The following is a 21,461-nucleotide window of genomic DNA, read 5'->3' on the forward strand; positions in this document are numbered from 1 at the left end:
CAAAACCCGCACCCACTACGACGAAGCGACCGCCTGGTCACACCACGCCCACGCCCCTGCCGCTTGACCTCAAACGACATGGGGTGTCTGAACACCGACTTCGACGCCGTGACGGCCGGCCTCGCTCTGCCCTGGAGCTCCGGCGGCACCGAAGGTGCCGTGAACCGCATCAAGAAGATCAAGAGGCAGCTCTACGGACGGACGGGATTCGAACTGCTCCGCAAGATGATCCTGCTCCGGTAGCTCTCCAAGCCTCCGAATCCCGCGCCAAGACCGAGGACTGACCGCACCCAGAGAGCTTGGCCAGGGCGTGTCGGCACCGACGGAGATAATGTGGCTGTGGACCTGAGAGCGGAGCTGTTGCCCCCGCCCGTGAGCCAGCAGCGGCTGGACGAGCTGTGCGCGGAGGCTGAGCAGATCGCTGAGCTGCTGGTCGCCCGCTCAGAGGTGGCGGGCGAGGCTATCGAGGCGTTCAACGCGATGACCGGTCACGCCTACGTGGCTCTCGACTTCGCTGAGTTCGACGGAAGCAGGAGCCTGGAGGAGTTCGCGAGGGAGGCGGCCCGGCCGGCTCGCCCTGTGGTTGCGGACATCACCCGGGATGAGCTCGTTGAGATCGTTCGCAGACTCCTGACTGCCTCTGCGGAGAGCGGCTACTACCTGCGGCTCCTGGAGGCGAACGTGTCGCATCCCCGGGTGAGTGACCTGGTCTTCCATCCCTCGGACATCCTCCAGGACCCGTCTGCGGAGCAGATTGTCGACGAGGCTCTGAGGTACCGGCCGATCGTGCTCTGAGCGAATCGAACGACACCGTCACCCTCCGCGACCGCTCCTCAAGGTCTGTGCCGGAACCGAGTGTCGACAGCGATTGTTCGGCACTTCGGGAGGCACCGAATCCGCGCCGTGTTCGATGGCCGATGCTCGAGGCAGGAGGCAGCGCGGGGTCTGTATCGCTCGGTGGCTGCAGCCCCCCGTCAGCAAGGGCGCCGGCCGATTCGGGATCTGCCCCAGGGGCGGGCGTGGGCGGTCTCAGTTTTTGCGGTAGGGGGTGATGGCGTCTTCACCGAAGGACGCGGCGAGTGCCTGTGTGATCAGGTCGGGCAGTTTGGTGTGTCCGTCGTCTTGGGTCCAGCGTGTCAGCGCCGTGTGCATCGCGGCCATGCATGCGCTGGTCGCCGCCTGGGCGCGGAATACGGCCTCGGGATCGGTTGCGTCGTCCCCGAGGGCGTCGACGATGGCCTGTTGCAGCGCGTACTGGCTGTCCAGGTGCCGGGCCCGCAGCGCAGGCGTGGAGACCATGAGGTGGAGGCAGTCCAGCAGGAACCGTTGGTTTGCCCCTGGTTCGTCCTCGTTGCCGCTGGTCAAGGCTGTGGCCGCGTCGATGAGCGCGCCGCCGACGCGGCGCACCAGGGGTTGCGTCGCGGGCGACGCGGCGACCTGTTCGGCGATGAGTTGGGCGGGCTGGTCGATGAGGACGAGGTCCTCCTTGGTGGGGAAGTGCCGGTAGACGGTCATGGCCGAGACGCCGGCGGCCTCGGCGACGTCGGCCACCGTCACCGCGTCGTAGCCGTGGTCGGTGAACAGCCGCACCGCGTGCGCCTGGACCAGGCGCCGTGTCTGGGATCGCCGTCGTTCCCGCAGGGTTGGTTGCCGCTCACTCATGTGTTAGACACTACCATCACGTTAGTGACTAACATTTAGATGGGGTGAAGGCATGGGTGATCTGACGGGCAGAACGGCTTTGGTGACGGGCGCGTCGCGGGGCATCGGGCAGGCGATCGCCGCTCGGCTCGCGGCCGAAGGGGCCACGGTCATCGTGCACTTCGGCACGGATGAGAGCGGGGCGGCTGCGACGGTCGATGCGATGGAACGCGCCGGTGGGACCGCCTTCTTTGTCCGGGCCGAACTGGGCGTGGACGGTGACGTCGAGACACTTTTCGCCGGCGTGGAGGCCGGCTTGGCCGGCCGGCCGCTGGACATCCTGGTCAACAACGCGGCGGCCGCACCGGCCGGCCCGCTCGGCGTGACGACCCGGGCAGAGTTCGACCACTTGTTCGCGGTGAACGTGCGAGCGCCGTACTTCATCATCGAGCGGGCGCTGCCTCTGCTGAGCGAGGGCGCCCGGATCGTCTCGGTGTCGTCGGTGGCGACCCGGATGGCCAACTCGGCCCAGACATCCTTCGCCATGACGAAGGGCGCGATCGAGACGATGACCAAAACCATCGCCGTCCAGCTCGGCTCCCGAAGGATCACGGTGAACGCGGTCGCTCCTGGGGCCACCAGGACGGCGACCAACGGAGCCGTCTTCGACACGCCGGGCCTCACCGAACAGATATCCGGTATGACGGCACTCGGCCGGCTGGGCGGGCCCGACGACGTAGCCGATGTGGTCGCCTTCCTCGCCTCCGACGCCGCCCGCTGGGTCACTGGTCAGATCATCGACGCGAGTGGTGGCCTGTTCCTCGGCCCACGCGTCTGACCAATGAGGGTGAGGGCGTTTCTTTCGGATCGGTGATGAGAGCGGGGGCGCCTGGCGAGCCAGTGCCCAGGTGCTCTGGAGGATGGCTGGTGGCCGCACGTGCTCGACAGGGCCCTACGATGCCTGGCGTGGATACCTCGGGGGACGGGTTGCGCTGCGGGCTCTGCGGGCAGGTGGTGAATGCCCGGCATGAGCAGCACCACGAGGAATCGGCGGGCAGGCGTGTGGAGTACGTGGTGATCGAAGTGCGCGGCGCGTGTGCCCACTATCAAGCTGCCGATGCCCCCTCTCGAACCCGCAAGACCGGTGCCGCCGGACTGGCGGAGGCGCTGGGGATCGGCCTCGCAGATCTCCCCGGCCGCCATTACACCTGCTGGGAGACGCCTGCGGAGTACGGTGTCATCCGCAGTGGCTTCGAGTTGGCCTGACACGCAACGGCACCGGACCATTGCCGGCGGATCATCTGATTCGTTGGTTGATGTGCGTCGTTGACCGACGCGCAGTGGGCGCGAATCAAGCCGTTACTTCCCGATCGGGCGCCGAAGAGAGGTGGCCGATGGCGGGATCACCGTGAGGTGATCGATGCGATCGCCCGGAAGTTCCCGACAGGATCGCAGTGGATCCACCTCCCCGAGAGGTACGGCAACGGGCGAGGGGCCTACAACCGGCTGCGGATGTGGGCCATCGACGGCACCTGGGAGCGGGTGTTCACCGCGCTGGTCGCGCAGGCCGACGCCGACGAAGACCTCAACTGGGCTGTCTCTGTGGACTCCGCCATCGTGCGCGCACACCGGCATGCGGCCGGGGCCCGCAAATAAGAGGGGCCCCAGCAGGCGAACCGGCAGACGACGCCATCGGATGGTCCCGCGGCGGACTGACCACGAAGATCCACCTTGCCTGCGATGCCCACTGCCGGCCACTGGCCTTCATTCTCACCGCCGGTCAGGCTGGCGACGCACCCGCCTTCGCACACGTCATGGCCCGGCTTCGCGTTCCTCGACGGCCAGGACGGCCCCGCACCAGGCCGGACGTGGCGCTCTGGTGTCTGCGGGCTTTCACCCGTCCGGGGTGCGGGATCCTGCGGCCGCGTCGGACGCTTCTGGCACCGCCTTCCTTCTTGGCGGTGACGGTCTGTTCGGACCGGCAGTGCGACTGTGAGTAAAGGGGGAGTAGCCCGGTAACGGGTACTGCCTGGCTTCCAAATTCTCGCTACCCCTGTCAAGAGAATCAGCCGGTTGCCCCTCTCCAGTCATGTACGGCCAACTGCTTCGACCGCGAGGCGCTGGAGGCCGCAGACTAGAAGGAGGTATCGGTGGAGGTCGCCAGCGTCGTTCTGCTGTTGATCGTGATCCTCGCTCCCGGCTGCAAGAAGCTACTGAACACCGTGGCCTACCGAATCAGGGCCGCGGGCGAGGCGGAAGTCATCCGCGCCAAGCGCGGCGAACCCAAGGCATCCAAGGCCTTGAACACGAGGCGGAGGCGTCATGGATGACCAGCAGGCGCTCCGCTCCAGGACGTTGCAGTCCTTGTACGAGGAATCCCGGGGGCAAATGATCGGGTTCGCCCGCAACCAGCTGAACGCCTGGTGCATCCCGGTGTCCCGCGTGGACCCGGAGGACCTAGTACAGACCGCATTCGCCAACGTGCTGGCGACCAAGGGCCTGATCGAGCAGCCCCGGCCGTATATGTACCAGGTACTGCGTCGCGAAATCGTCCACGCCGCGAACCGCTTCCGTGACGCAGCCAAGCACGAGGCCAGCGTGCTGGAGATGCGATCGGTCGAGGAAGCCCCGGCCGCGGACTTCAGCGACATGGTGGCGCACCGCATGATGATTTATGAGGCACTTCACGAACTGCCTCAGCAGCAGCGTGTCGCGGTGTGGGCGACAAAGGCCCTGCGGCAGTCTCAGGCGGAGACTGCCGAGGACATGGGCAGGAGTCCTGGCACTGTCGCCACCCACGTCGCGCGCGCCGTGACCGTCCTGAAGGTAAGTCTCGCGGCGGCTTCGGTCGCACTGGTCGCCTTTGTCCTGAGTGGCACGGGTGCTGTGATGCGGGCCATCGCCGCCCACGGTGGCCGAAGGCCGGAGGACCCTCCGATTCCTGGTGCTGAAAGCGTCGACACTCTGTTGATCTTGGGGCTCGTGGTCGTTGCCCTGGCCAGCGCACTGCTTGCCATAGCCCTCGGGAAGCACCGGATCATTCGGGTAGGTGATGCTCGACGGCCGCGTTGGAGGGCCTTGCCCGATGTTCTCGATCCGCAGGTCAGAGAGTTCGTCAGCCAGCTGCGGCGGCTCGTGGACCGCAGCGGTCTGAGTATCGCCGCGGTGGCCGACCGCACGGGTTACAGCAAGACGTCCTGGGAGCGTTATCTCAACGGTCGGCTGTTCGCGCCCAAGGGTGCGACCGTCGCCCTGGCCCAGGTCACCGGCACCCATCCCGTTCATCTGACGACGATGTGGGAGCTTGCCGAGCGTGGCTGGAGCCGCTCGGAGGTGCGCCACGACATGACGAAGACCATCCAGATCTCCCAGAAGCGCGTCGCACCCAGCAAGATCCCCGGCGGATCCGCCGACGGCCTCATCGGTTCGCGGGTTGACGGCCCCGGCGACGATTGGCGGGCCGACCGCCGGGACGAGCCGCACTCGGGCCTGATCCGGGCCGCCCCTTACCGCCCTTCCGGCGGACGGATGCTTGGGCTTGCCTCGCTCCTCCTCCCCGGAGAGAAGCGGGACGAGTGGCTGGAGGAGCAGCAGGTATACCTGGTCGACATGCTGACGCGCCGGCAGCGCTGGGCGTGGGTGACCACGCAGCTCATCGCCATGCCGAAGTTCGCGTACACAGTACGTACCGCAAGCAAGAAGGGGGTGGTGTGATGACCCCACCGCCCCCGCGCCCGACACCGAACCGTTTGTCCGCACGGACTGTCATGCCTGCCGCGCCCAACGCCCCCTGAGCCACCGGTGCCCACTTTGTGACTGCCTGCTGGTCCCTCGGGCGTTCGGGGCGGGTGGTCAGGGGCCTCCGCCCACCGATCAAGCGGGCCTTCTTCCTGTCGGCGTTTCGCGGCGTTCGGTGACCCGGCCGCCCGGGCCTACTACGACAAGAAGATCGCCTAGGGCAAGCACCACACCCAGGCCCTGCTCTGCCTCGCCAGACGCCGAGCTGACGTCCTCTTCGCCATGCTCCGCGACAGCACCTTCTGCGAACTGCGGCTGTCAGCCCCAGTCACCTGACCTGCGGGTCTGCAAGGAGAACGACTCGATCAGCCTCGACGTCGAAGCCGAGCACCGGCTGACCGTACTCACCCTCCGGGTCCATGAGCACCGGCTTGCCCAACCGCCGCCCGATCTCCCGAAGGAAGCCGCAGAGCACATCAAGTCGGTCCTGGCCCTGCAACTCCCGCAGGTCGACGTCGAAGTCGACTTCGTCGGCGGCGTGGAAACTGAAGATCGCCAACACATCGGCGGTCGGCCAGACCCGCAGGTCCGGGCACTCGTCATCCGCCGCACGGGACAGCACGACCTCCGCCCGGGGCACCGGAAGCACCGTCTCCTCCTCGGAGTACTGGCACTTCCAGCCCTTCTCCGCGACAAGGTCGAGGACCGCCTGCCAGTCCTCCACCGAGGCATTCGGGACACGCGCGTCCGGCAACGACCCCATCAAGTCCAGGTCGAAGAAGCACTTCACGTCATCCCACAGCAGGTCGCTCACCCCGCCATGCTGCCCGGGCCGCCGACCCAACGCACCCCCGCTTCCTTCGTCGGCTGTCGGCGTACACGTCGAAGTACCCAAGGGCTGTCCCGCAAATGCTCTACGAGCTGCCTCGGGCGTGGTTGGACGTTGTTGTGAGGGACGCTCGTCTATCCGGTGAGAACGAGGTTGTGCAGGCGGGCGATGCCGAGCATGGCCTGGTGGACTCCGTCGCCTTTGAGGCGGCAGTCGCGGAGGATCTTCCAGGTCTTCATGCGTGCGAAGACGTGCTCGACGCGGGCGCGGACCTGCTTGTGGGACTTGTTGTGTGCTTCCTTCCAGTCCGGAAGGTCTTCGCCTTTGCGTCGGCGGTGGGGCATGACGAGCCCGGTGCCGGGATAGCCGCCGTCGGCTATCGTGAGTGTTCTGCCGACGGCGGCTTTGGCGCCGGATTCCTCCCACGCCTTGCAGTCGTTGCGGTTGCCGGGCAGGGGCTGGCCCACCACGACGACTAGGCGGGTGTCGGCATCGATGACGACCTGGTGGTTGGTCGAGTACCGGTAGTTCTTGGACTGCTCCGCCACCGTGTGGTCCCGGGTCGGGACCAGGGTGCCGTCCACGATGAGCACGGTGTCCTTGGAGAACCGCTTGCGGGGTTGGAGCGCGAGCATCGGTCCGAGGTGGTCGATGATGCGGTCCGCTGCCGATTTGGACACCCCGAAGAGCGGGGCGAGCTGGCGCATCGTCAAGTTGGTGCGCCAGTACGCTGTGACCAGCAGAGCCCGGTGCTCCAGGGGGAGGCTCCACGGCCGGCCCCTGCGGACCGCATCCGCACCCTCGCGCCGCAGTACGGTCACCAGCTTGCCGAACAGGCGAGGACTCAGCCCGGTGAACGGGGCTATCCAGAACGGCTCCGACGCCGTGATCACACCAGCCACGTCAAGATCATCTCACCCGTGACCAGTAGATAACAGGAAGCCTCTGTTGAGGCTACTGCGGACGCGTTCCAGCAGGCTGTCAGAGATTCCCGGGATCGTCTGGCAGGACCGGGGCGCCGGTCAGTAGGCGCAGAGGACCAAGATGCCGGCCTCGCCCTTGCCAAGGCTGGAGAACAACTCTTGGAGGGAAGCCGGGCCCTCGTGGTCGATGAGGAGCACCGCCTGCTTGGTGCCGTTTCGTTCGGAGGGGACGAAGTCGGTCACGATCTCGCGGCGCAGCAGGGTTACCCGGTCGCTATCCGCAGCATCTGGGGAGAGACCGGCTAGGTGCTCGCGCCAGGCGTCCTGGCGATCGGCCAGATCGTCGGCGAGTACCTGCCGGGAGGCTGTGACGCTAACCGCGAGCCGGTCGCCCTTGCGCGTATAGCGGGCCGACATGTCGTGCGGCAGCAGGTAAAACACGCCCTCCTCACCCTCGTGCCCCCTGTTCCCCAGCATGTTAACCATGCGCTCACCGGGGTCCTGGGACGTGAAGTCGACGCTGAGGAGCACCCCGACGTCGTCCGGCCCGAATGGAGGAACCGCAGTGATCCACATGCATGCCGAGTCGTCCATGCCGGGCATCCAAGCACACGGCACGGACAGACCCAGCACGGGTCGGGCCCGAGTTCGGGCCACATCAGTGGCCGGTCGCAACTGATGTGGCCAGGTCGGACATGGGCTCACACGGCCCACGGTCAATCTGGTCGGTTCGCACGACACAGATTATTTGTGGGACAGCCCTTAGCTGGGGGAAGTTATCGGCGCAATACGGTAGGGCTTTCCTCTCGTCCCCCCACTGTTGGGTCACCTTGAGATGGCATCCCGCCTACGCCCTGGCGGCCGCTGTCTCCGCCCTCTTCGCCCTGGTCGTGGTCACCTCGGCCCAGGCCGACGCAGCGGCCTCCTCCTCGTTCGTCAAGACGATGTACTTCTCGAACCAGGCGACGCTCTACTGCCCTGACGGCTGGGTGGCCACGGGCGGCGGCGTGGGAGCGGACAATCCCGCCACCACGCACGTGGGCCGCACCGAGCCGGTGCAGAACTCCGCCCGCACGCCCATCGGCTGGAAGGGCGACCTGAAGACATCGAGCGGTGCCGGAGGCTCCGGCACGCTCCACGTCATCTGCGCAGTCTGACCCACCGCGAACCCGTTTTGCACCAGCGGCGCCACGACCATCGTGGCGCCGCTGCCTGCGATGAGTGGCCGGCGGACGCTGCCGGACGCCGCACGCCGGCCCCGAACCTGGTCCTGTGCCCCAAGGACTCGTGCCGGCACAGATGTGCCAGCACTCCGTCCCCTTTGAGTACTGGCGCGAGTGCGTTCGTCACCCGGCGGCCGCATTCCACGTCCAAAGGGTGTGGCTCATGCCCGGTGGATCGCGTGCCCCAGATACGTCACCACCGGGTTGCCGTCCGGGTCGAGGATCATGTCGACCAGTTCCGGCAGTTGCTCGTCGGTGAGCGTGCCGCGCCGGCGCCCGCGGGTCGCGCGCATCAGGCTGCGTGCGTTGCGGGGCTTGAACGCCGAGACGTCCTTTGTGGACAGCCCTGCCCGGTCGAGGGCCTGGGCGAGCTGTGCCGGGCGGCGCAGCCGGTGTGCGGCGTAGCGGCCGTGGGGCATGATCCGTGTGCCCGGGAAGGCTTGGAAGGCGCCGAGGTAGATGAGGCGGGACAAGGGGGTGCGGTTCACCGTGTCGTAGACGAAGGCCCCGTCGGGACGCAGTACGCGCGCCGCCTGTGCGAGGACCGCGTCCAGCCGTTCGGTGATCTCGAGGGTGTCGGCGCAGTACACCAGGTCGAAGGAGCCGTTCGGCCAGTCGAGTTCCTCCGGGGGCGTCGTCAGGTAGGTGATGCCCAGGCCGTCGTCCGCGTCCAGCGCGAGCGCCGTCGCGGCAGGGGACGCGTCGGCGGCGACGACCTCGAAACCGAGCCGGGCCAGGCCGCGGGCCAGAAGGCCGCGCCCGCTGCCGACGACGAGCGCCCGGCTGCCGGCCGCCGCGAGGCTCGGTTCCGACAGCACCTGGCGCAGGTACTCCAGCCGTACGGACTGAAAGGTCAGAGCCCGGATGTGGCGGCCGTCGACGGCCGCGGGCCCGGCCGAGTCGAGTTCAATGTGTGGGGTGGTGGGCATGGCAGGCTCCCTCGACGCTCCGGGTCAAGTTCCCTGAGGGAACCTAACATCGGCGAGTTCCCTGAGGAAACCCGCCGGTCATACGATGGGAGCGTGACACGTACCCCCCTCGCCGGCGTCGCGTGCTCGATCGCCCGCGCGACCGACCTGTTCGGCGACGCCTGGACGGCCCTGATCATGCGCGACGTCCTCGTCGGCATCCGCCGCTTCGACGAGCTGGCGCAGGACCTCGGCCTGTCCCGCAAAACCCTCGCCGCGCGGCTGGCCCGCCTGGTCGAGGAGGGCGTACTGACGCGCGAGCGGTACCAGACCAGCCCGCCGCGCGAGGAATACGTGGCCACGGAGAAGGGCCGGGAGTTCTACCCCGTCCTGCTGGCGCTGATGGCCTGGGGCGACAAATGGCACGCAGGGCCCGCCGGGCCGCCCGCCAAAATCCGCCACGACGCCTGCGGACACCTGGCCACGCCGGTGGTGGCCTGCGACGCTTGCCGGGAGCCACTCACGGTAGCCGGCACGACGCAACTGCCTGGCCCCGGCGGGCGGGTGGGGCCGGGCACGCAGTTGCTGGGACCGCTGATCGCTGCGCGGGGAGAGGGGGTTCCAGAGCCGGTCGCGGCTCCGGACGCCGTCCGATCAGCTCCTTCATGATCTCGTTGTCGGCGGCTGCTGGAGGCGGATGATGCGCTGGCGCCGGAGACCCGCCACCGGGTTCTGACGAATCTGGGCGCTCGCCCGCCAAAACCCTCCACGACCCGGCGCTGGCCTCGCCTGTTGGACGACGTACGGATGGTTCAGGGCTGGTACTCGCGGTGCGGGGTGGCCAGGTTCCACAGCAGGTCCCGCACCCGGACACATTCAGCGACCACGCCAACAGTTTCGACGAGCTCGGAGCCGAGCACACGGCCGTCGCTGTCGAAGTGCCCCACGGCCAGCAGGTGGCCATCGAACAGCCACCAGTCATGGCCGGCGACCGGGAAGACCAACTCGTCGGGCAGGAAGTGGCGGGGCAGCCACCGGATCTGCTCGCCGGCGTCCTCGTTGTGGGCGGTGGCGGCGTGTTCCCACTGGATGTAGGGCGAGTGCGGTTGGGTGACCACCCGCACGCTACGGACCCTCTTGCCCTGCCCGGTGACGTGCTGGATGAGCTGTGTCCACGGCTGCATGTACGCGTAGTCGACCGGTTCTTGCCGCAGCCAGCTCTCGTAGGGCCCGTCCTCATCCGCAACGGAGTAGTCGTCCCTCAGCTCCAGATGGAAGGCGTCCCTCGTGAAGGTCCCAAAGAGCCGGTTGCGCTGGGCGCTGGAGATCAACTCCACGCGGTTCCTCCACCAGGGCGGTGATCGCGGCCTTGGGGACTTCGACCACGGTCTCCTCGCTCAACCTGCCTGACGAGGTCGCCCAGGCATGGAAGCAACGCGTCCGGGTCCTGCCCGACGGGCGACCGCGCCGCACCGCCCACGCTGTGTTCCTGGCCGTCCGCTCCTTCTACCTGGACCTCTCGCAGTGGTCGATGGAGGACCCTGCCCGCTGGGCACCCTGCCCGATCAGCGAGGCCGACATCCGCGGCTACATCAAGGAGACCCGGCACCGGCAGGCGCGGATGCAGCAGCGCACCCGCACCCTGGTCCCCGTCCTGCCGCAGCTCGTCCGCGCTGCCGAGGCCCGGCTGCAACGTGCCACGCTGCTGCTGCAGGCAGCCCGCTCCGCGAAGCCTGGTGAGGAGTTCACCGTTGAGGGCTCGCAGTATCGACGCACCGGCAGGGACGGCAGCCATTGGCGTCCCACCGCGCTGTTCCTAGCCCCCGTCGGTGAACCGGGGCCGCGGTTCGATGCCGAATGCGAGGAGAACAACGCGTTCTGGACCTGGGCGAGCATCGAGGTTCTGCGACGCACCGGGGCCAGGATCGAGGAACTGCTGGAGCTCACCGGCCTGAGTCTGCGTCAGTACCAGGCGCCGACTGGGGAGACGGTGCCGCTGCTGCAGATCAGCCCGTCCAAGACCGACCGTGAGCGCGTCATCCCCGCCGACCCGGACCTGGTCGCGGTGCTCGCCCGGATCATTGCCGTATCAAGGGCACCGGCGAGCGAGTGCCGCTGCTGACCCGGTACGACGGCTACGAGCGGGTCTTCGGCCCACCGATGCCGCACCTGTTCCAATGTCCTTCCCAGCACCGGCTGCAGGTCATCTCCCCCAACCGGATCCGCGAGTTCCTCACCGAGCATGCGCTGCAGGCCGGCATCGTCGACGTCGACAGGACACCGCTGAGGTTCACGCCGCACGACTTCCGCAGAATCTTCTCGACAGAGACGGTCAACGGCGGCCTGCCGATCCACATTGCCGCGAAGCTCCTTGGCCATCTCGATCTGAACACCACTCAGGCTTACGTCGCTGTCTATCCCGAGGAAGTGATCCGCCACTACAGGCAGTTCGTCGACCAGCGCCGAACGCACCGTCCCAGCGAGGAGTACCGCGAGCCCAGCGACACCGAGTGGCAGGACTTCCGTGACCACTTCAGCCTGCGCAAGGTCGCACTCGGCACCTGCGACCGGCCCTATGGGACCCCTTGCCAGCATGAAAACGCCTGTGTCAGGTGCCCCATGCTCCGGCTGGACCTGGCCCAGGAGCCCCGGCTGCTGGAGATCGAGACCAACACCCGCCAGCGCCTGGGAGAGGCCCAGCGGATGCAATGGCTCGGCGAGGTCGCCGGCCTGGAGGAGAGCCTGCGGCACATCGCCGACAAGAAGCAGCAGGCCGAACGTCTGCGAGCCCAAGTCGGCCGAGGTGAGGACGGGGTCGCTGCCCTTGGTTAGGTCCTCACGCCTCCGCGATGATCTCAGCCTTGAGCCGGTCATATTCGGCGACCGCGTCCGGCAGGTGATCGAAGAAGCCCTCCCAGAAACCGGGTCGCTGCCACTCCTGGGGCGCCAGGGTCAGCCTGCCGTCGTTCAGTGCGGTGACCCAACAGGTCGGCATCCGATCGGACACGATCTCGAACATGGCCGCGTCCCACAGCCCAGGGGAGTCGATCTCGTCCCGCCTCGCACTGCGGTCAGGAAGGCGGAACAGGACGCTGGGCCGGGCGCCGGACACTTCGAGGACCGGGTACTCCTCGCCGATCCGCACACCTGGATGCCCGCTCACTACCGTCGAGGTCCCGGGCTGGATGATTTTGACGCATCGGACGATCACCGCTGCAGCCTATGCAGTTCCCCACCCCGCCGACTCCCGGCCTGCGGACGACGCCGAGTTCAGCACGACGGGGACCGGTGCCACCCGGTGAAGTGCGGGGCAGCCAGCAACACCACACGGTCAGCCTCGACATCGAAGCCGAGCACCGGGTGCCCGGGGTCAGTCTCCGGCGCGAGCACTACAGATTTGTCCAAGGAACGTCCGATCGCCCGCAGGAAGCCGCACAACACGTTCAGTTGCACCTGGCCCTGGAGCTCCCGAAGGTCAACGTCGAAGTCGATCGAGTCGGCCGCACAGGGGCGAAAGATTGCCATTACTCCCGGTACTGGCCAGATCCTCAACATCACACTGGTCTCACCGCCCCGAGCCAACATCACCTCGGCCCGCGGAAGCCGCACCACGGCACCGTCTTCGGAGTACTCGCACGCCCAACCCCGCGAGCGCACCAAGTCGAGCACCGCCTGCCAGTTATCGACGGAGGTGCCATCGATACTCACGTCCGGCAGCGAACCCATCAAATCGGGGTCGAAGAAGTTCTTGACGTCATCCCACAGCAGGTCAGGCACCAAGTCATGGTGCCCTCTCACCGGGTGGGCCGCAGCTCGATTTCGTCGGAGCCGTCGAAGCTCACGGCGGTCACTGTCGGCGTACCCGCCAACATGCTCAACCAATACACGGGAACGTGCCTACCAAAGGGGTGCGCGGGAGCTGAAGAGCACGTTCGGCCGCCCAGTCTCAAGGGATGATGATGACCTTGCCGCGGGTCCGGTCGGCCTCACTGAGGCGGTGGACGTCTGCGAGGTCGGTCAGCGGGCGTGACTCGCTGACGTCGATGGCGACCGCACCCGCCTCGACGAGTTCCACCAGCGCGGCCAGATGCGCTACATCGTTTCGGGCGACGATGTGCATCGCAGTGACCCCGGCATCGGCAGGCGACTTGACCGGGGTCGCGATCGAGACAATACGCCCGCCCGGCCGGACCAGAGGCGCCAGAGCCGCGGCGTCCGGCGGGCTCAACGGGACCAGATTGAGCAGAGTGTCCACCGGGCCGTCGAGCGACGCGCCCACCGGCCCTGCGGTGTAGTCGATCACCCGGTCCGCGCCCTGCCTCCGGACCACCTCGGCGCTTCGAGCACCGGCCGTGGCGATCACCTCGGCTCCGGCATACTTCGCAAGCTGCGTCACGAAGCCGCCGATGCCACCGCCCGCGCCGTTGACCAGCACCCGCTGACCAGCGGCCACTTTCCCATGCTCGAAGACCGCCTGCCATGCCGTCAGGCCGGCCAAGGGAAGAGCCGCAGCGTTCGCGAGAGGGACAGCGTCCGGCACCGCGACCAGCACGGCGACGGGCGCCCGTACGTATTCCGCGGCACCTCCGCTGTCGAGCCACCCAATGACCCGGTCGCCGACGGCGAACCCCTGCGCCCCCGCGCCGATCTCGGCCACGGTGCCGGCGACGTCCCAGCCGAGCGTGTACGGCAGGTCCACAGGAAGGAACGCCTGCAGCATCCCGGCGCGCAACGCGGCCTCGGTGGGATTGAACGAGGTCCCGGCGACACGGACGAGTACTTCTCCGAAGGCGGGTCGAGGGCGCGGAACGGTGTCGTAGCGGATCACGGACGCATCGCCGAATTCATGGATACGCGCGGTCTTCATCATCGTCATGCCGCGAATCTACGACCGCACGCAGAGACGATCCATGCGCCAGAGCGCCCGGTTCATGCGTGAACGTCTCGCACGCGTACGCTCACCGTATGGATGTACTCAGCGACGTGGTCGCGGTGACGCGCACTGGCCGCCCCCGCTCGGCGCACGTGCGGTGGCATGCCCCGTGGAGACAGGAGTTCGCCTCCGTCCCAGGGTCGGCGGGCTTCCAGGTGGTCCTGCAGGGTTCCTGCTGGCTGCTGCCGCCGGAGACGGAGCCCGTCCAACTGGGCGCGGGCGACGTGGTGTTCCTTCCCCACGGCCGCGGCCACACCCTGGCGGACAGCCCCAAAACCCCGGTGACGGCCCCTGTCTGCGGCCCCGCCGACCACCAACTGTCCGGCACCTACGTCTCCGACAGTGTCGACCGGAGCGGAGAGGACGGCCCGGTCACCGTAGTGCTCTGCGGGGCCTACCAACTCGACCTGTCCCGCACTCACCCGCTGTTGCTGACCCTCCCGGATCTGATCCACCTCCCGGCACAACGAGACCGCCATCCGGAACTGAACTCGGCCGTCGAGCTACTGGCCGCAGAGGTGGAGAACGCACGTCTGGGCACTGACGCAGCCGTCCCCGCGCTGCTGGACGTGCTGTTGCTCTACATCCTGCGCATCTGGTTCAACGGACAGTCCTCCCTGGGCAACACCACCGGATGGGCTGCCGCACTCAACGACCGCCCGGTCACCGCCGCCCTCCACGCCATCCACCGAGACCCGGCTTCGCCGTGGACCGTGGCGAAACTCGCGGCAGAAGCCGGGCTCTCCCGGGCTCCGTTCGCCAGGCGCTTCGCCCTGCTGATCGGTCAACCGCCCCTCAGCTACCTGACCTGGTGGCGGATGACCACGGCGGCGCACCTGCTGCGGACATCGGACGCACCCTTGAGATCCATCGCCACCCAAGTGGGCTACACATCCGAGTTCGCCTTCGCCAACGCGTTCAAACGAACGCACGGAACGGCACCCGGAACGTACCGACGGAAGAACTGAATCCGGTACGGCAACCCGGGCACGTTCAGTTGTACGTGACTGGGGACATGCAGGTGTACGCCGACAGTCACACCCCATCAGAGAATCCGAAGCACACCGCGAATACCGAAGTGCAGAGAAGGGTCTTCGCTTCCTGCGGCCAGGAAGCCTTCTTCGAAGGGCATGTGCACGCGCTTCGCACGCTGGGCGGTGTCCCTCGAAGCAAGATCCGTTACGACAACCTGAAGTCGGCCGTGGCCCAGGTGCTGGGGCTGAACCGGGCCCGGGTGGAGACCGACCGGTGGATCGCCTTCCGCTCGCACTTCAACATCGAAAGCTTCTACTGCCGCCCTGGCCTCGAAGGCGCCCATGAGAAGGGCGGGGCCGAAGGGATGATCGGCTACTTCCGCCGCAACCACTTCACACCAGTCCCGGAAGTCGACTCCCTCGCTGAGTTGAACGAGATGGTCGACCAGTGGGACCTGCACGACGGGCACCGCAGGATCGGTTCACGGCCGCGGACCGTCGACGAGTACTTCGCCGTCGAGCAGCCGATGTTGATGCCGCTGCCGGAAGAGCCGTTCGAGACGGGCCGGCTGTTCACGCCACGGGTCGACCGCTACAGCCAGATCGCCGTCCGCACCAACCGCTACTCGGTCCCGACCCGCTTGATCGGCAAGCGGGTGCGAGTCGTCCTGCACGCCTCTCACCTGGTGGTTTATGACAGGAACGTTGAGGTGGCGCGCCACGAGAGGCTGATCGCGAAGGGTAGCTGCCGCCTGGACCTGGACCACTACCTCGAAGCCCTCATCCGCAAGCCCGGCGCCTTCCCTGGTGCCACGGCTCTGGAACAGGCCCGGTCCGCGGGCAAGTTCACCCCGGTCCACGACGCCTGGTGGGCCCAGGCCCGCAAGGTTCACGGCGAGCGGGACGGCACCCGGGCGTTGATCGAGGTCCTGCTGCTGAACCGGCACCTCGCCCACGAGCACGTGGTCGCGGGCCTGGCCACCGCACTGCGAGCCGGTGCCCTGACCGCCGACGCGGTCGCCCTGGAGGCCCGCAAGGCCGCCCAGGTAGAGGACGAGCCAACCCTTGGTGCCTCCATCCCGGCGGTTCCTGGGCAGACGCCGGCCACTGTCACGTCGCTGCACGAGTGGCGGCTCGCGCACCTCCCGCCGGACACCAGGCCGCTGCCGTCGGTGACCCCCTATGACCAACTGCTCCGACGCCGCCGCACCAGCGGCAGTGACCACCGTGAGGGAGAAGCCCAGTGACCCTGCCCCGCCAGCGAGGCTTGACCGAGCAGGCCGCCGACGCCGCGATCGACACTGCCTGCCGCCTGCTGCGGCTGCCCTCGATCCGCAACGAGTTCAACGAGATCGCCGACAGAGCGGTCAAGGACCAGATGACCTACCGCGGCTTCCTCGCCGAACTGCTGATGACCGAGTGCGACGACCGGGCACGCCGCCGTTCAGAACGGCGCATCAAGGCAGCCGGCTTTCCACTTCGACGCCAACCCGAACATCGACGCCGCCACGATCCACACGTTGGCCAGCTGCGAATGGATCAAGAAGAGCCAGCCCCTCTGCCTGATCGGCGACTCCGGAACAGGCAAGTCCCACATGCTCATCGCCCTGGGCACCGAGGCAGCCATGAAGGGCTACCGCGTCCGCTACACGCTCGCCACGAAGCTGGTGAACGAGCTCGTCGAGGCCGCCGACGAGAAGCAGCTGAACAAGACCATCGCCCGCTACGGCCGAGTCGATCTTTTGTGCATCGACGAACTCGGATACATGGAACTGGACCGTCACGGCGCCGAGTTGCTGTTCCAGGTCCTGACCGAGCGCGAGGAGAAGAACAGCGTCGCCATCGCCTCCAACGAGTCGTTCGGCGGCTGGACGAAGACGTTCACCGACCCCCGTCTCTGCGCGGCCATCGTCGACCGCCTCACCTTCAACGGCACCATCATCGAAACCGGCACCGACTCCTACCGCCTCGCCAGCACCCGAGCCCGAGCCGAACATGCCGAGGCGGGCTGAAGGCGAGGCAACCCAGCCGCTCAAGCCGAAAGGGAATCTACTCCGCTGTTCTGATAACACCAGGTAAGCAATGTCACCTGGCGGCCCTTGGCCTCGCGCGTGATGGGGTCGTCGTCGGTGAGCTGGAAGCCAGTTGCGCGAGCGACAGCCACGCTCGGAGAGTTCGCCGTTTCAATGCGCAGCAGCACTCGCCTTGCGACCAGCTGGCGACAGGCGTAGTCAGCCATCAACCTGACAGCTCGTGAGGCCAGGCCCTGCCGCCGATGTTGGCTGCCGATGCCATAAGCGAGCTCGACGTCCCGCGCGTCGAGCTCGCTGCGAAAGAGGAGGACCTCACCGCGCGGCTGCTCACCATCGATAGTGATCACCAATTGCGCCTTCTTGCGCCCTTCCTCGCGGCCTTCGCGAGCCTTGATCAGGTACTCACGCGCCGCCCTGGAGTCAAACGGAGAGGGCACCGGAGTCCATCGGTCGATCTCGGGATCGTCATAGAGCTCGACCAACGCGGACAGGTCGGACTCGGCCCACTCTCTCAGCAGTATCCCGTCTCCTGATAACCGAATGCTTGGCGGCAGAACGATCTCACGTTGGCTGGACATGTGCCCGATCTTGCCCTGCCAGGGAGCCGAACTCCAGAGCCAGAAAGCTCCCTGGCCCGGTTTCGCCGTCCACGCCTCAGTTGCGTCAGACAACGCACGGACACTCTGGCCACCGACACACGACACCGTCCATGCCGTCAAAACTCGTGAACAACACGGGCTCGATAACCACCCATCCGCTGTCCAAACTCGTCAACAAACGCCGTCACTAGAAGTGAACGAAGTCAACATGGCGATGCACAACGACTGGTGGGCTTCGGGCTGGGACCACGTCCTGCCCCGTCAGGGCTTCCCACTGACGATGCTGATCGGCACCGCGAGCCAGCCCGGCTTCACGGGCTCCCTGGACGGCCTCTTGCAGGAGATCTTCGACGGCCACTGGGACATGATCGGCGGCAATCTTGACGGTGCTCTCACGTTCTCGTGGCCTGACGAGGAGTGGGACTACGAGGAGGCGCCGGAGGGACGCGAAGCGTGTGAGGCGAACCGCTGGGAGAAGTTCGGCGCCATGCTCACGGCTGCCGGCTTCCCGGTGCCCGCGACCGTGCGGGACCTGTCCGAGCTCTACCTGACCTGGGGTCTGGCGAGCCGCGAGGAGACGCCGAACGGTACTCGTTGGTCGATGCCCACCGTGCTGCCGCTGCCCGGTGACCTGCTGCCTCTGGACGCCGAACTCACCAAGCGGCTCGACCGGATTCGCTGGACGATGCGCACCGGCCCGCTCGTCGATGGGCTCATCAATCACCTGATCGACGATCTGGGCGAGCCGCAGGAGATCCTCACCTCCTTCGACCGTCTGGCGGTCGCCACCGGCCGCGATGCCGACGATGTCCGCCTCGCCGTCGTGGAGTTCGTGGAGGCCGGTGACGCCCGGGTGCAGCGCGGGCAGGAGCAGGCCGACCCGGCAAGGCTGGAGGCGCACCAGCGCTTCCGCCTGGTCATGGACTGGGACCACTTCCACGAAACCCGGATGCACCTGAGCGTCGGGGCCGACGACGCATGACCGAGAGCGTGCCAGGCACGGTGGGAACGCAGGACACACGCCTGGCACGCAGGGCCTGACTCAGTGGGTCGAACTCAGCCGTTCATCTCGCCCGTCGTGGCGAGACAGCACGAGGCCCCGGGCGACAACTTGGGTGGGGCCACGACTCATCGGTGAAGCCAGCTGTGTCTGCCTGGTCCCCGCAGTGCACGGCGGCCTTCGCCCTGATCCTGTGTTCCAGGTCTGGAAACACATGGAGCCGGTACGAAGGCCGCAGACGTGTATGTGCTGCCGCTCAGCGGGACGGGTTCGCCTGAGCTCGCCCCGCAGAACCGACGCTGCGGAGAGCGGCCGTCTAGGAGGTGGGCACCGCTCAGGAGGTGAGCAGCGCGAGGTCCACCGTGTTGGCCATGGCCTGCATGCCCGCGCTGTTGGGGTGCACATGGTCGCCGCCGTCGTAGGCGGGGAGCAATCGCGCCGGGTTGGCCGGGTCTCGGAGCGCCGCGTCGAAGTCGATCACCGCGTCGAACGCGCCGCTGGTGCGGATCCACTGGTTGACCTGGGCTCGGATGGCGGCCTTGTCGGTGGACAGCACGGAGGTCGGTAGGATCGTCCCACCGAGGATCCGGACACCGGCCTGGTGCGCCTGGTCGATCATGGTCTGGTAGCCGGCGATGATCTGGTCGGCGGTGACGCTGGTGTTGCCGATGTCGTTGATGCCCTCCAGCACGATGGCGTTCTTCACGCCCGGCTGGGTCAGGACGTCGTGGGAGAACCGGTTCACGGCCGCGATGCCCTGCGGCGCGGACGGGCTGTCGGTGACCACGCGGTTGCCGCCGATGCCCGCGTTGACCACGCCGAGGCGCTGGCCGCCGGACTCGGCCTGCAGCCGCCGGGCGAGGTAGTCGGGCCAGCGCTGGTTGGCGTTGGAGGCGGTGCTGGAGGCGTCGGTGATGGAGTCGCCGATGGCCACGACGGTTCCCTTGGCCGTGGGTGACACGACGTCGAGTCCGGCGACGTAGAACCAGCGGGCCGTGGTGGTGGTGAAGTTCGTCGCGGCCTCCTCGGCCGCGTGGTTGCCGGTGCCCGCGGCGGACAGGTAGGAGGTCTGGTGGGCGTCGTAGTGGTAGGTCGAGGCGCCGGTGGTGCCCGGGAGATGGACGCTCACCAGCAGGTTCTGCTCCGCGACGACCGGCATCGGGATGACGTCGCTGGTCATTTCCTGCCCCGCGGGGATGGTGGGCGTGGCCGACCGGCCGAAGGTGACGGTGTGCGTGGTGCCCGCGACCGCGGTGGCGCCGCTGGACTGGACGGCCACCGTGACGGCACCGACCGAGAGTGCGGTCGTGCTGCGCAGGTTGGACAGCCGGATGCGCAGCCCCGCGCCGGAGGTGTTGTTGTGGACGACCATCCGGATGGTCTGCGAGGTGAAGGTCTGGCCGCCGCTGACCATGCTCGGGCCCCAGGCGGCGGAGCGCAGGCGCTCGGTCAGGCTCCACTTCTGGTTGGCCGTGTTCTTACAGGTCCACTGGATGAGCGCGCGGTCCTCCGCGGTGGAGCCGCCGGAGACGTCCAGGCACAGGCCGCTGCGGGCGGAGACGATCGCCGAGCCGCTGAAGGTCCAGCGCTGGCTGTTGGCGCCGGTGCAGGTCCCCTGGACGATCGCGGCCCACGTGTTCATGGAGCCGTTCTGGATGTCCATGCACTTGCCGCTGTTGATGTTGACCAGCGAGAAGGTGCCGTCGCCGTGGTCGACCGCCTCCCACAGCTGGCCGGGGCCGCCGGAGACCGTCTTCTGCACGACCGCCGCGCCGTTGGCCAGGGAGTCCGACAGCACGGCGGCGTTCTTGCCGCTGTGCGCCGCTGTCAGCGCGTAGACGTGGCCGCCCTGCGGCGCGCCCGCGGCCGAGGCGTCTGCCGCCGGGACCAGGGCGAGTCCGACAGCGGCCAGACAGGTGGCGGATGCCGTGGCCGTGAGTCTGGCGGCGAGTCTTCGGGAGGTGTGCATGTGCGGCCCTTCTTCGCTGGGTGGGGACGTGCGGCTCTTCCGCGTGGAGAGGAGGCGACTGTCACCGAGGTCGCCGCGCTTGTCGAGTGCCTTGAGCGCCGGGCTGACGAGGCAGGACTCGTCCTCGGGGTTGATCTCGTGCAGCGGCCAGGCGCCGTACAGGTGCTGGTGGATGTGCCGGTGGGCACCTGCGATCCCTGGAGTGGTCCAGTCCACTACGCAAACTCCTTTGTCTGCTGAGGGCTATACGGAATGGGGGAGTTGGGATGTGTGGGGAGTCATTGGCAGGCGAGCGGACAACGTTCCAGGTCCGCACCAGCCCGTGAGGTGATCCCCCGTAGGGGACGTGCCCCGGCGGCCCGCTCGGTGGCGGGGTCGCCGGGGCATGCGGTCAGGAGAGAGTCCAGGTCTCGCGGTTGACGCTCGCGCTGCCGCCGAACTCTTGGTCCACCGCCGCTCCCTGGGTGGTCGAGCCCGCGACGCCGATGTGCAGGCCGCTGCCGATGCCCACCAGCATGTAGTAGCTGCCGGTCAGGTCGAGAGCCCCCTGCTGGCGCGTCTGGCCGTTGCAGGTCCACTGGTGCAACTGGACGCCGACGGTGGTCGACTTGTCGGGGATGTCCAGGCACAGGCCGCTCCTGACGCTTCTGAGGGTGAAGGTGTTGTCCGCCACCCGGGTGAGGGTTCACTG

The 21,461-nt window shown here is 67.6% G+C and carries 24 protein-coding genes and 5 pseudogenes; 17 read left to right on the plus strand and 12 right to left on the minus strand.

What is annotated here, in order from left to right:
* Nucleotides 1-63 precede the first annotated feature (63 nt).
* Together ACZ5VD_RS42385 and ACZ5VD_RS42390 are read left to right on the plus strand one after the other, a co-directional pair.
* Nucleotides 64-243, plus strand: a complete 180-nt coding sequence (locus ACZ5VD_RS42385) for a hypothetical protein (RefSeq protein WP_468685868.1) — start codon at nt 64-66, stop codon at nt 241-243.
* Between the two features lie 90 nt (nt 244-333).
* Nucleotides 334-795 carry a hypothetical protein gene (locus ACZ5VD_RS42390; protein WP_468685805.1) on the plus strand — a complete coding sequence of 154 codons (462 nt, stop codon included), beginning with the start codon at nt 334-336 and terminating at the stop codon, nt 793-795.
* 234 nt (nt 796-1,029) lie between these two features.
* On the opposite strand, the gene ACZ5VD_RS42395 is transcribed toward ACZ5VD_RS42390, so the two are convergent.
* Nucleotides 1,030-1,662 (minus strand): TetR/AcrR family transcriptional regulator, encoded by a 633-nt coding sequence (locus tag ACZ5VD_RS42395; protein ID WP_468685806.1) that lies wholly within the window; start codon nt 1,660-1,662, stop codon nt 1,030-1,032.
* Between the two features lie 52 nt (nt 1,663-1,714).
* On the opposite strand from ACZ5VD_RS42395, the gene ACZ5VD_RS42400 reads away from it, so the two are divergent.
* From ACZ5VD_RS42400 to ACZ5VD_RS42430, 7 genes and pseudogenes are all read left to right on the plus strand, one after another.
* Nucleotides 1,715-2,479, plus strand: a complete 765-nt coding sequence (locus ACZ5VD_RS42400; RefSeq protein WP_468685807.1) for an SDR family NAD(P)-dependent oxidoreductase — start codon at nt 1,715-1,717, stop codon at nt 2,477-2,479.
* Nucleotides 2,480-2,607: 128 nt separating this feature from the next.
* On the plus strand, nt 2,608-2,907 hold the full coding sequence (locus ACZ5VD_RS42405) for a hypothetical protein (protein ID WP_468685808.1): 300 nt from the start codon (nt 2,608-2,610) through the stop codon (nt 2,905-2,907).
* Between the two features lie 60 nt (nt 2,908-2,967).
* A pseudogene (locus tag ACZ5VD_RS42410) lies at nt 2,968-3,518 on the plus strand (IS5 family transposase); the annotation flags it as partial.
* Between the two features lie 273 nt (nt 3,519-3,791).
* Nucleotides 3,792-3,971, plus strand: a complete 180-nt coding sequence (locus ACZ5VD_RS42415; protein ID WP_468685809.1) for a hypothetical protein — start codon at nt 3,792-3,794, stop codon at nt 3,969-3,971.
* Nucleotides 3,964-4,458, plus strand: a pseudogene (locus tag ACZ5VD_RS42420) (RNA polymerase sigma factor); the annotation flags it as partial. The gene ACZ5VD_RS42415 and the pseudogene ACZ5VD_RS42420, both read left to right, overlap by 8 nt.
* 222 nt (nt 4,459-4,680) lie before the next feature.
* Nucleotides 4,681-5,025: pseudogene (locus ACZ5VD_RS42425) on the plus strand (helix-turn-helix domain-containing protein); the annotation flags it as partial.
* A 452-nt stretch (nt 5,026-5,477) separates the two neighbouring features.
* A pseudogene (locus ACZ5VD_RS42430) lies at nt 5,478-5,715 on the plus strand (IS110 family transposase); the annotation flags it as partial.
* Here ACZ5VD_RS42430 and ACZ5VD_RS42435 read toward each other — a convergent pair.
* The 3 genes from ACZ5VD_RS42435 to ACZ5VD_RS42445 form a co-directional block, all read right to left on the minus strand.
* On the minus strand, nt 5,708-6,193 hold the full coding sequence (locus ACZ5VD_RS42435) for a hypothetical protein (RefSeq protein WP_468685810.1): 486 nt from the start codon (nt 6,191-6,193) through the stop codon (nt 5,708-5,710). The pseudogene ACZ5VD_RS42430 and the gene ACZ5VD_RS42435 sit on opposite strands and share 8 nt — an antisense overlap.
* Nucleotides 6,194-6,342: 149 nt before the next feature.
* A complete protein-coding gene (locus ACZ5VD_RS42440) occupies nt 6,343-7,110 on the minus strand; it encodes a transposase (protein WP_468685812.1) in 768 nt (255 codons plus the stop codon).
* Nucleotides 7,111-7,230: 120 nt separating this feature from the next.
* Nucleotides 7,231-7,725 (minus strand): hypothetical protein, encoded by a 495-nt coding sequence (locus ACZ5VD_RS42445; RefSeq protein WP_468685814.1) that lies wholly within the window; start codon nt 7,723-7,725, stop codon nt 7,231-7,233.
* 236 nt (nt 7,726-7,961) lie between these two features.
* Between ACZ5VD_RS42445 and ACZ5VD_RS42450 the strand changes: the two genes are divergently transcribed.
* Nucleotides 7,962-8,288 carry a hypothetical protein gene (locus ACZ5VD_RS42450; RefSeq protein ID WP_468685816.1) on the plus strand — a complete coding sequence of 109 codons (327 nt, stop codon included), beginning with the start codon at nt 7,962-7,964 and terminating at the stop codon, nt 8,286-8,288.
* Between the two features lie 227 nt (nt 8,289-8,515).
* Here the strand turns inward: ACZ5VD_RS42450 and ACZ5VD_RS42455 are convergent, their stop codons facing one another.
* The gene (locus ACZ5VD_RS42455; RefSeq protein ID WP_468685817.1) at nt 8,516-9,283 is read right to left on the minus strand and encodes a class I SAM-dependent methyltransferase; all 768 of its coding nucleotides are present in this window, start codon (nt 9,281-9,283) and stop codon (nt 8,516-8,518) included.
* Between the two features lie 93 nt (nt 9,284-9,376).
* On the opposite strand from ACZ5VD_RS42455, the gene ACZ5VD_RS42460 reads away from it, so the two are divergent.
* Nucleotides 9,377-9,931, plus strand: coding sequence for a winged helix-turn-helix transcriptional regulator (locus ACZ5VD_RS42460; protein WP_468685818.1), 555 nt, complete (start codon nt 9,377-9,379; stop codon nt 9,929-9,931).
* Between the two features lie 143 nt (nt 9,932-10,074).
* Here ACZ5VD_RS42460 and ACZ5VD_RS42465 read toward each other — a convergent pair whose 3' ends face one another.
* The gene (locus tag ACZ5VD_RS42465; protein ID WP_468685820.1) at nt 10,075-10,599 is read right to left on the minus strand and encodes a DUF6879 family protein; all 525 of its coding nucleotides are present in this window, start codon (nt 10,597-10,599) and stop codon (nt 10,075-10,077) included.
* Nucleotides 10,600-10,631: 32 nt separating this feature from the next.
* Between ACZ5VD_RS42465 and ACZ5VD_RS42470 the strand changes: the two genes are divergently transcribed.
* A complete protein-coding gene (locus tag ACZ5VD_RS42470) occupies nt 10,632-11,384 on the plus strand; it encodes a hypothetical protein (RefSeq protein WP_468685822.1) in 753 nt (250 codons plus the stop codon).
* Nucleotides 11,372-12,094, plus strand: a complete 723-nt coding sequence (locus ACZ5VD_RS42475) for a tyrosine-type recombinase/integrase (RefSeq protein ID WP_468685823.1) — start codon at nt 11,372-11,374, stop codon at nt 12,092-12,094. Before ACZ5VD_RS42470 ends, ACZ5VD_RS42475 begins: the two co-directional genes overlap by 13 nt.
* A 4-nt stretch (nt 12,095-12,098) precedes the next feature.
* Here ACZ5VD_RS42475 and ACZ5VD_RS42480 read toward each other — a convergent pair whose 3' ends face one another.
* From ACZ5VD_RS42480 to ACZ5VD_RS42490, 3 genes are all read right to left on the minus strand, one after another.
* Nucleotides 12,099-12,473: a hypothetical protein gene (locus ACZ5VD_RS42480; protein ID WP_468685825.1), complete on the minus strand. Its 375-nt coding sequence runs from the start codon at nt 12,471-12,473 to the stop codon at nt 12,099-12,101.
* Between the two features lie 59 nt (nt 12,474-12,532).
* Nucleotides 12,533-13,039, minus strand: coding sequence for a hypothetical protein (locus tag ACZ5VD_RS42485; protein ID WP_468685826.1), 507 nt, complete (start codon nt 13,037-13,039; stop codon nt 12,533-12,535).
* Nucleotides 13,040-13,208: 169 nt separating this feature from the next.
* Nucleotides 13,209-14,138, minus strand: a complete 930-nt coding sequence (locus ACZ5VD_RS42490) for an NADP-dependent oxidoreductase (protein WP_468685828.1) — start codon at nt 14,136-14,138, stop codon at nt 13,209-13,211.
* Nucleotides 14,139-14,227: 89 nt separating this feature from the next.
* Between ACZ5VD_RS42490 and ACZ5VD_RS42495 the strand changes: the two genes are divergently transcribed.
* From ACZ5VD_RS42495 to istB, 3 genes and pseudogenes are all read left to right on the plus strand, one after another.
* A complete protein-coding gene (locus ACZ5VD_RS42495) occupies nt 14,228-15,163 on the plus strand; it encodes an AraC family transcriptional regulator (protein ID WP_468685830.1) in 936 nt (311 codons plus the stop codon).
* 110 nt (nt 15,164-15,273) lie between these two features.
* Nucleotides 15,274-16,416, plus strand: coding sequence for a Mu transposase domain-containing protein (locus ACZ5VD_RS42500; RefSeq protein WP_468685832.1), 1,143 nt, complete (start codon nt 15,274-15,276; stop codon nt 16,414-16,416).
* Nucleotides 16,413-17,181 (plus strand): annotated as a pseudogene (gene istB / locus ACZ5VD_RS42505) (IS21-like element helper ATPase IstB). The gene ACZ5VD_RS42500 and the pseudogene istB overlap by 4 nt, the downstream one beginning before the upstream one ends.
* Nucleotides 17,182-17,201: 20 nt before the next feature.
* Here the strand turns inward: istB and ACZ5VD_RS42510 are convergent.
* Nucleotides 17,202-17,780: a GNAT family N-acetyltransferase gene (locus tag ACZ5VD_RS42510; protein WP_468685833.1), complete on the minus strand. Its 579-nt coding sequence runs from the start codon at nt 17,778-17,780 to the stop codon at nt 17,202-17,204.
* Between the two features lie 229 nt (nt 17,781-18,009).
* On the opposite strand from ACZ5VD_RS42510, the gene ACZ5VD_RS42515 reads away from it, so the two are divergent.
* Entirely contained in the window at nt 18,010-18,783 is a 774-nt protein-coding gene (locus tag ACZ5VD_RS42515) for a DUF6042 family protein (protein ID WP_468555102.1), read from the plus strand.
* A 352-nt stretch (nt 18,784-19,135) separates the two neighbouring features.
* Here the strand turns inward: ACZ5VD_RS42515 and ACZ5VD_RS42520 are convergent, their stop codons facing one another.
* Both ACZ5VD_RS42520 and ACZ5VD_RS42525 read right to left on the minus strand, forming a co-directional pair.
* Entirely contained in the window at nt 19,136-20,986 is a 1,851-nt protein-coding gene (locus ACZ5VD_RS42520) for a GDSL-type esterase/lipase family protein (protein WP_468685835.1), read from the minus strand.
* 175 nt (nt 20,987-21,161) lie between these two features.
* Complete coding sequence (locus tag ACZ5VD_RS42525) at nt 21,162-21,443, minus strand: RICIN domain-containing protein (protein ID WP_468685836.1); 282 nt, start codon at nt 21,441-21,443, stop codon at nt 21,162-21,164.
* Nucleotides 21,444-21,461: the final 18 nt, after the last annotated feature.

It is taken from the genome of Streptomyces sp. NPDC032822 (assembly GCF_055578825.1).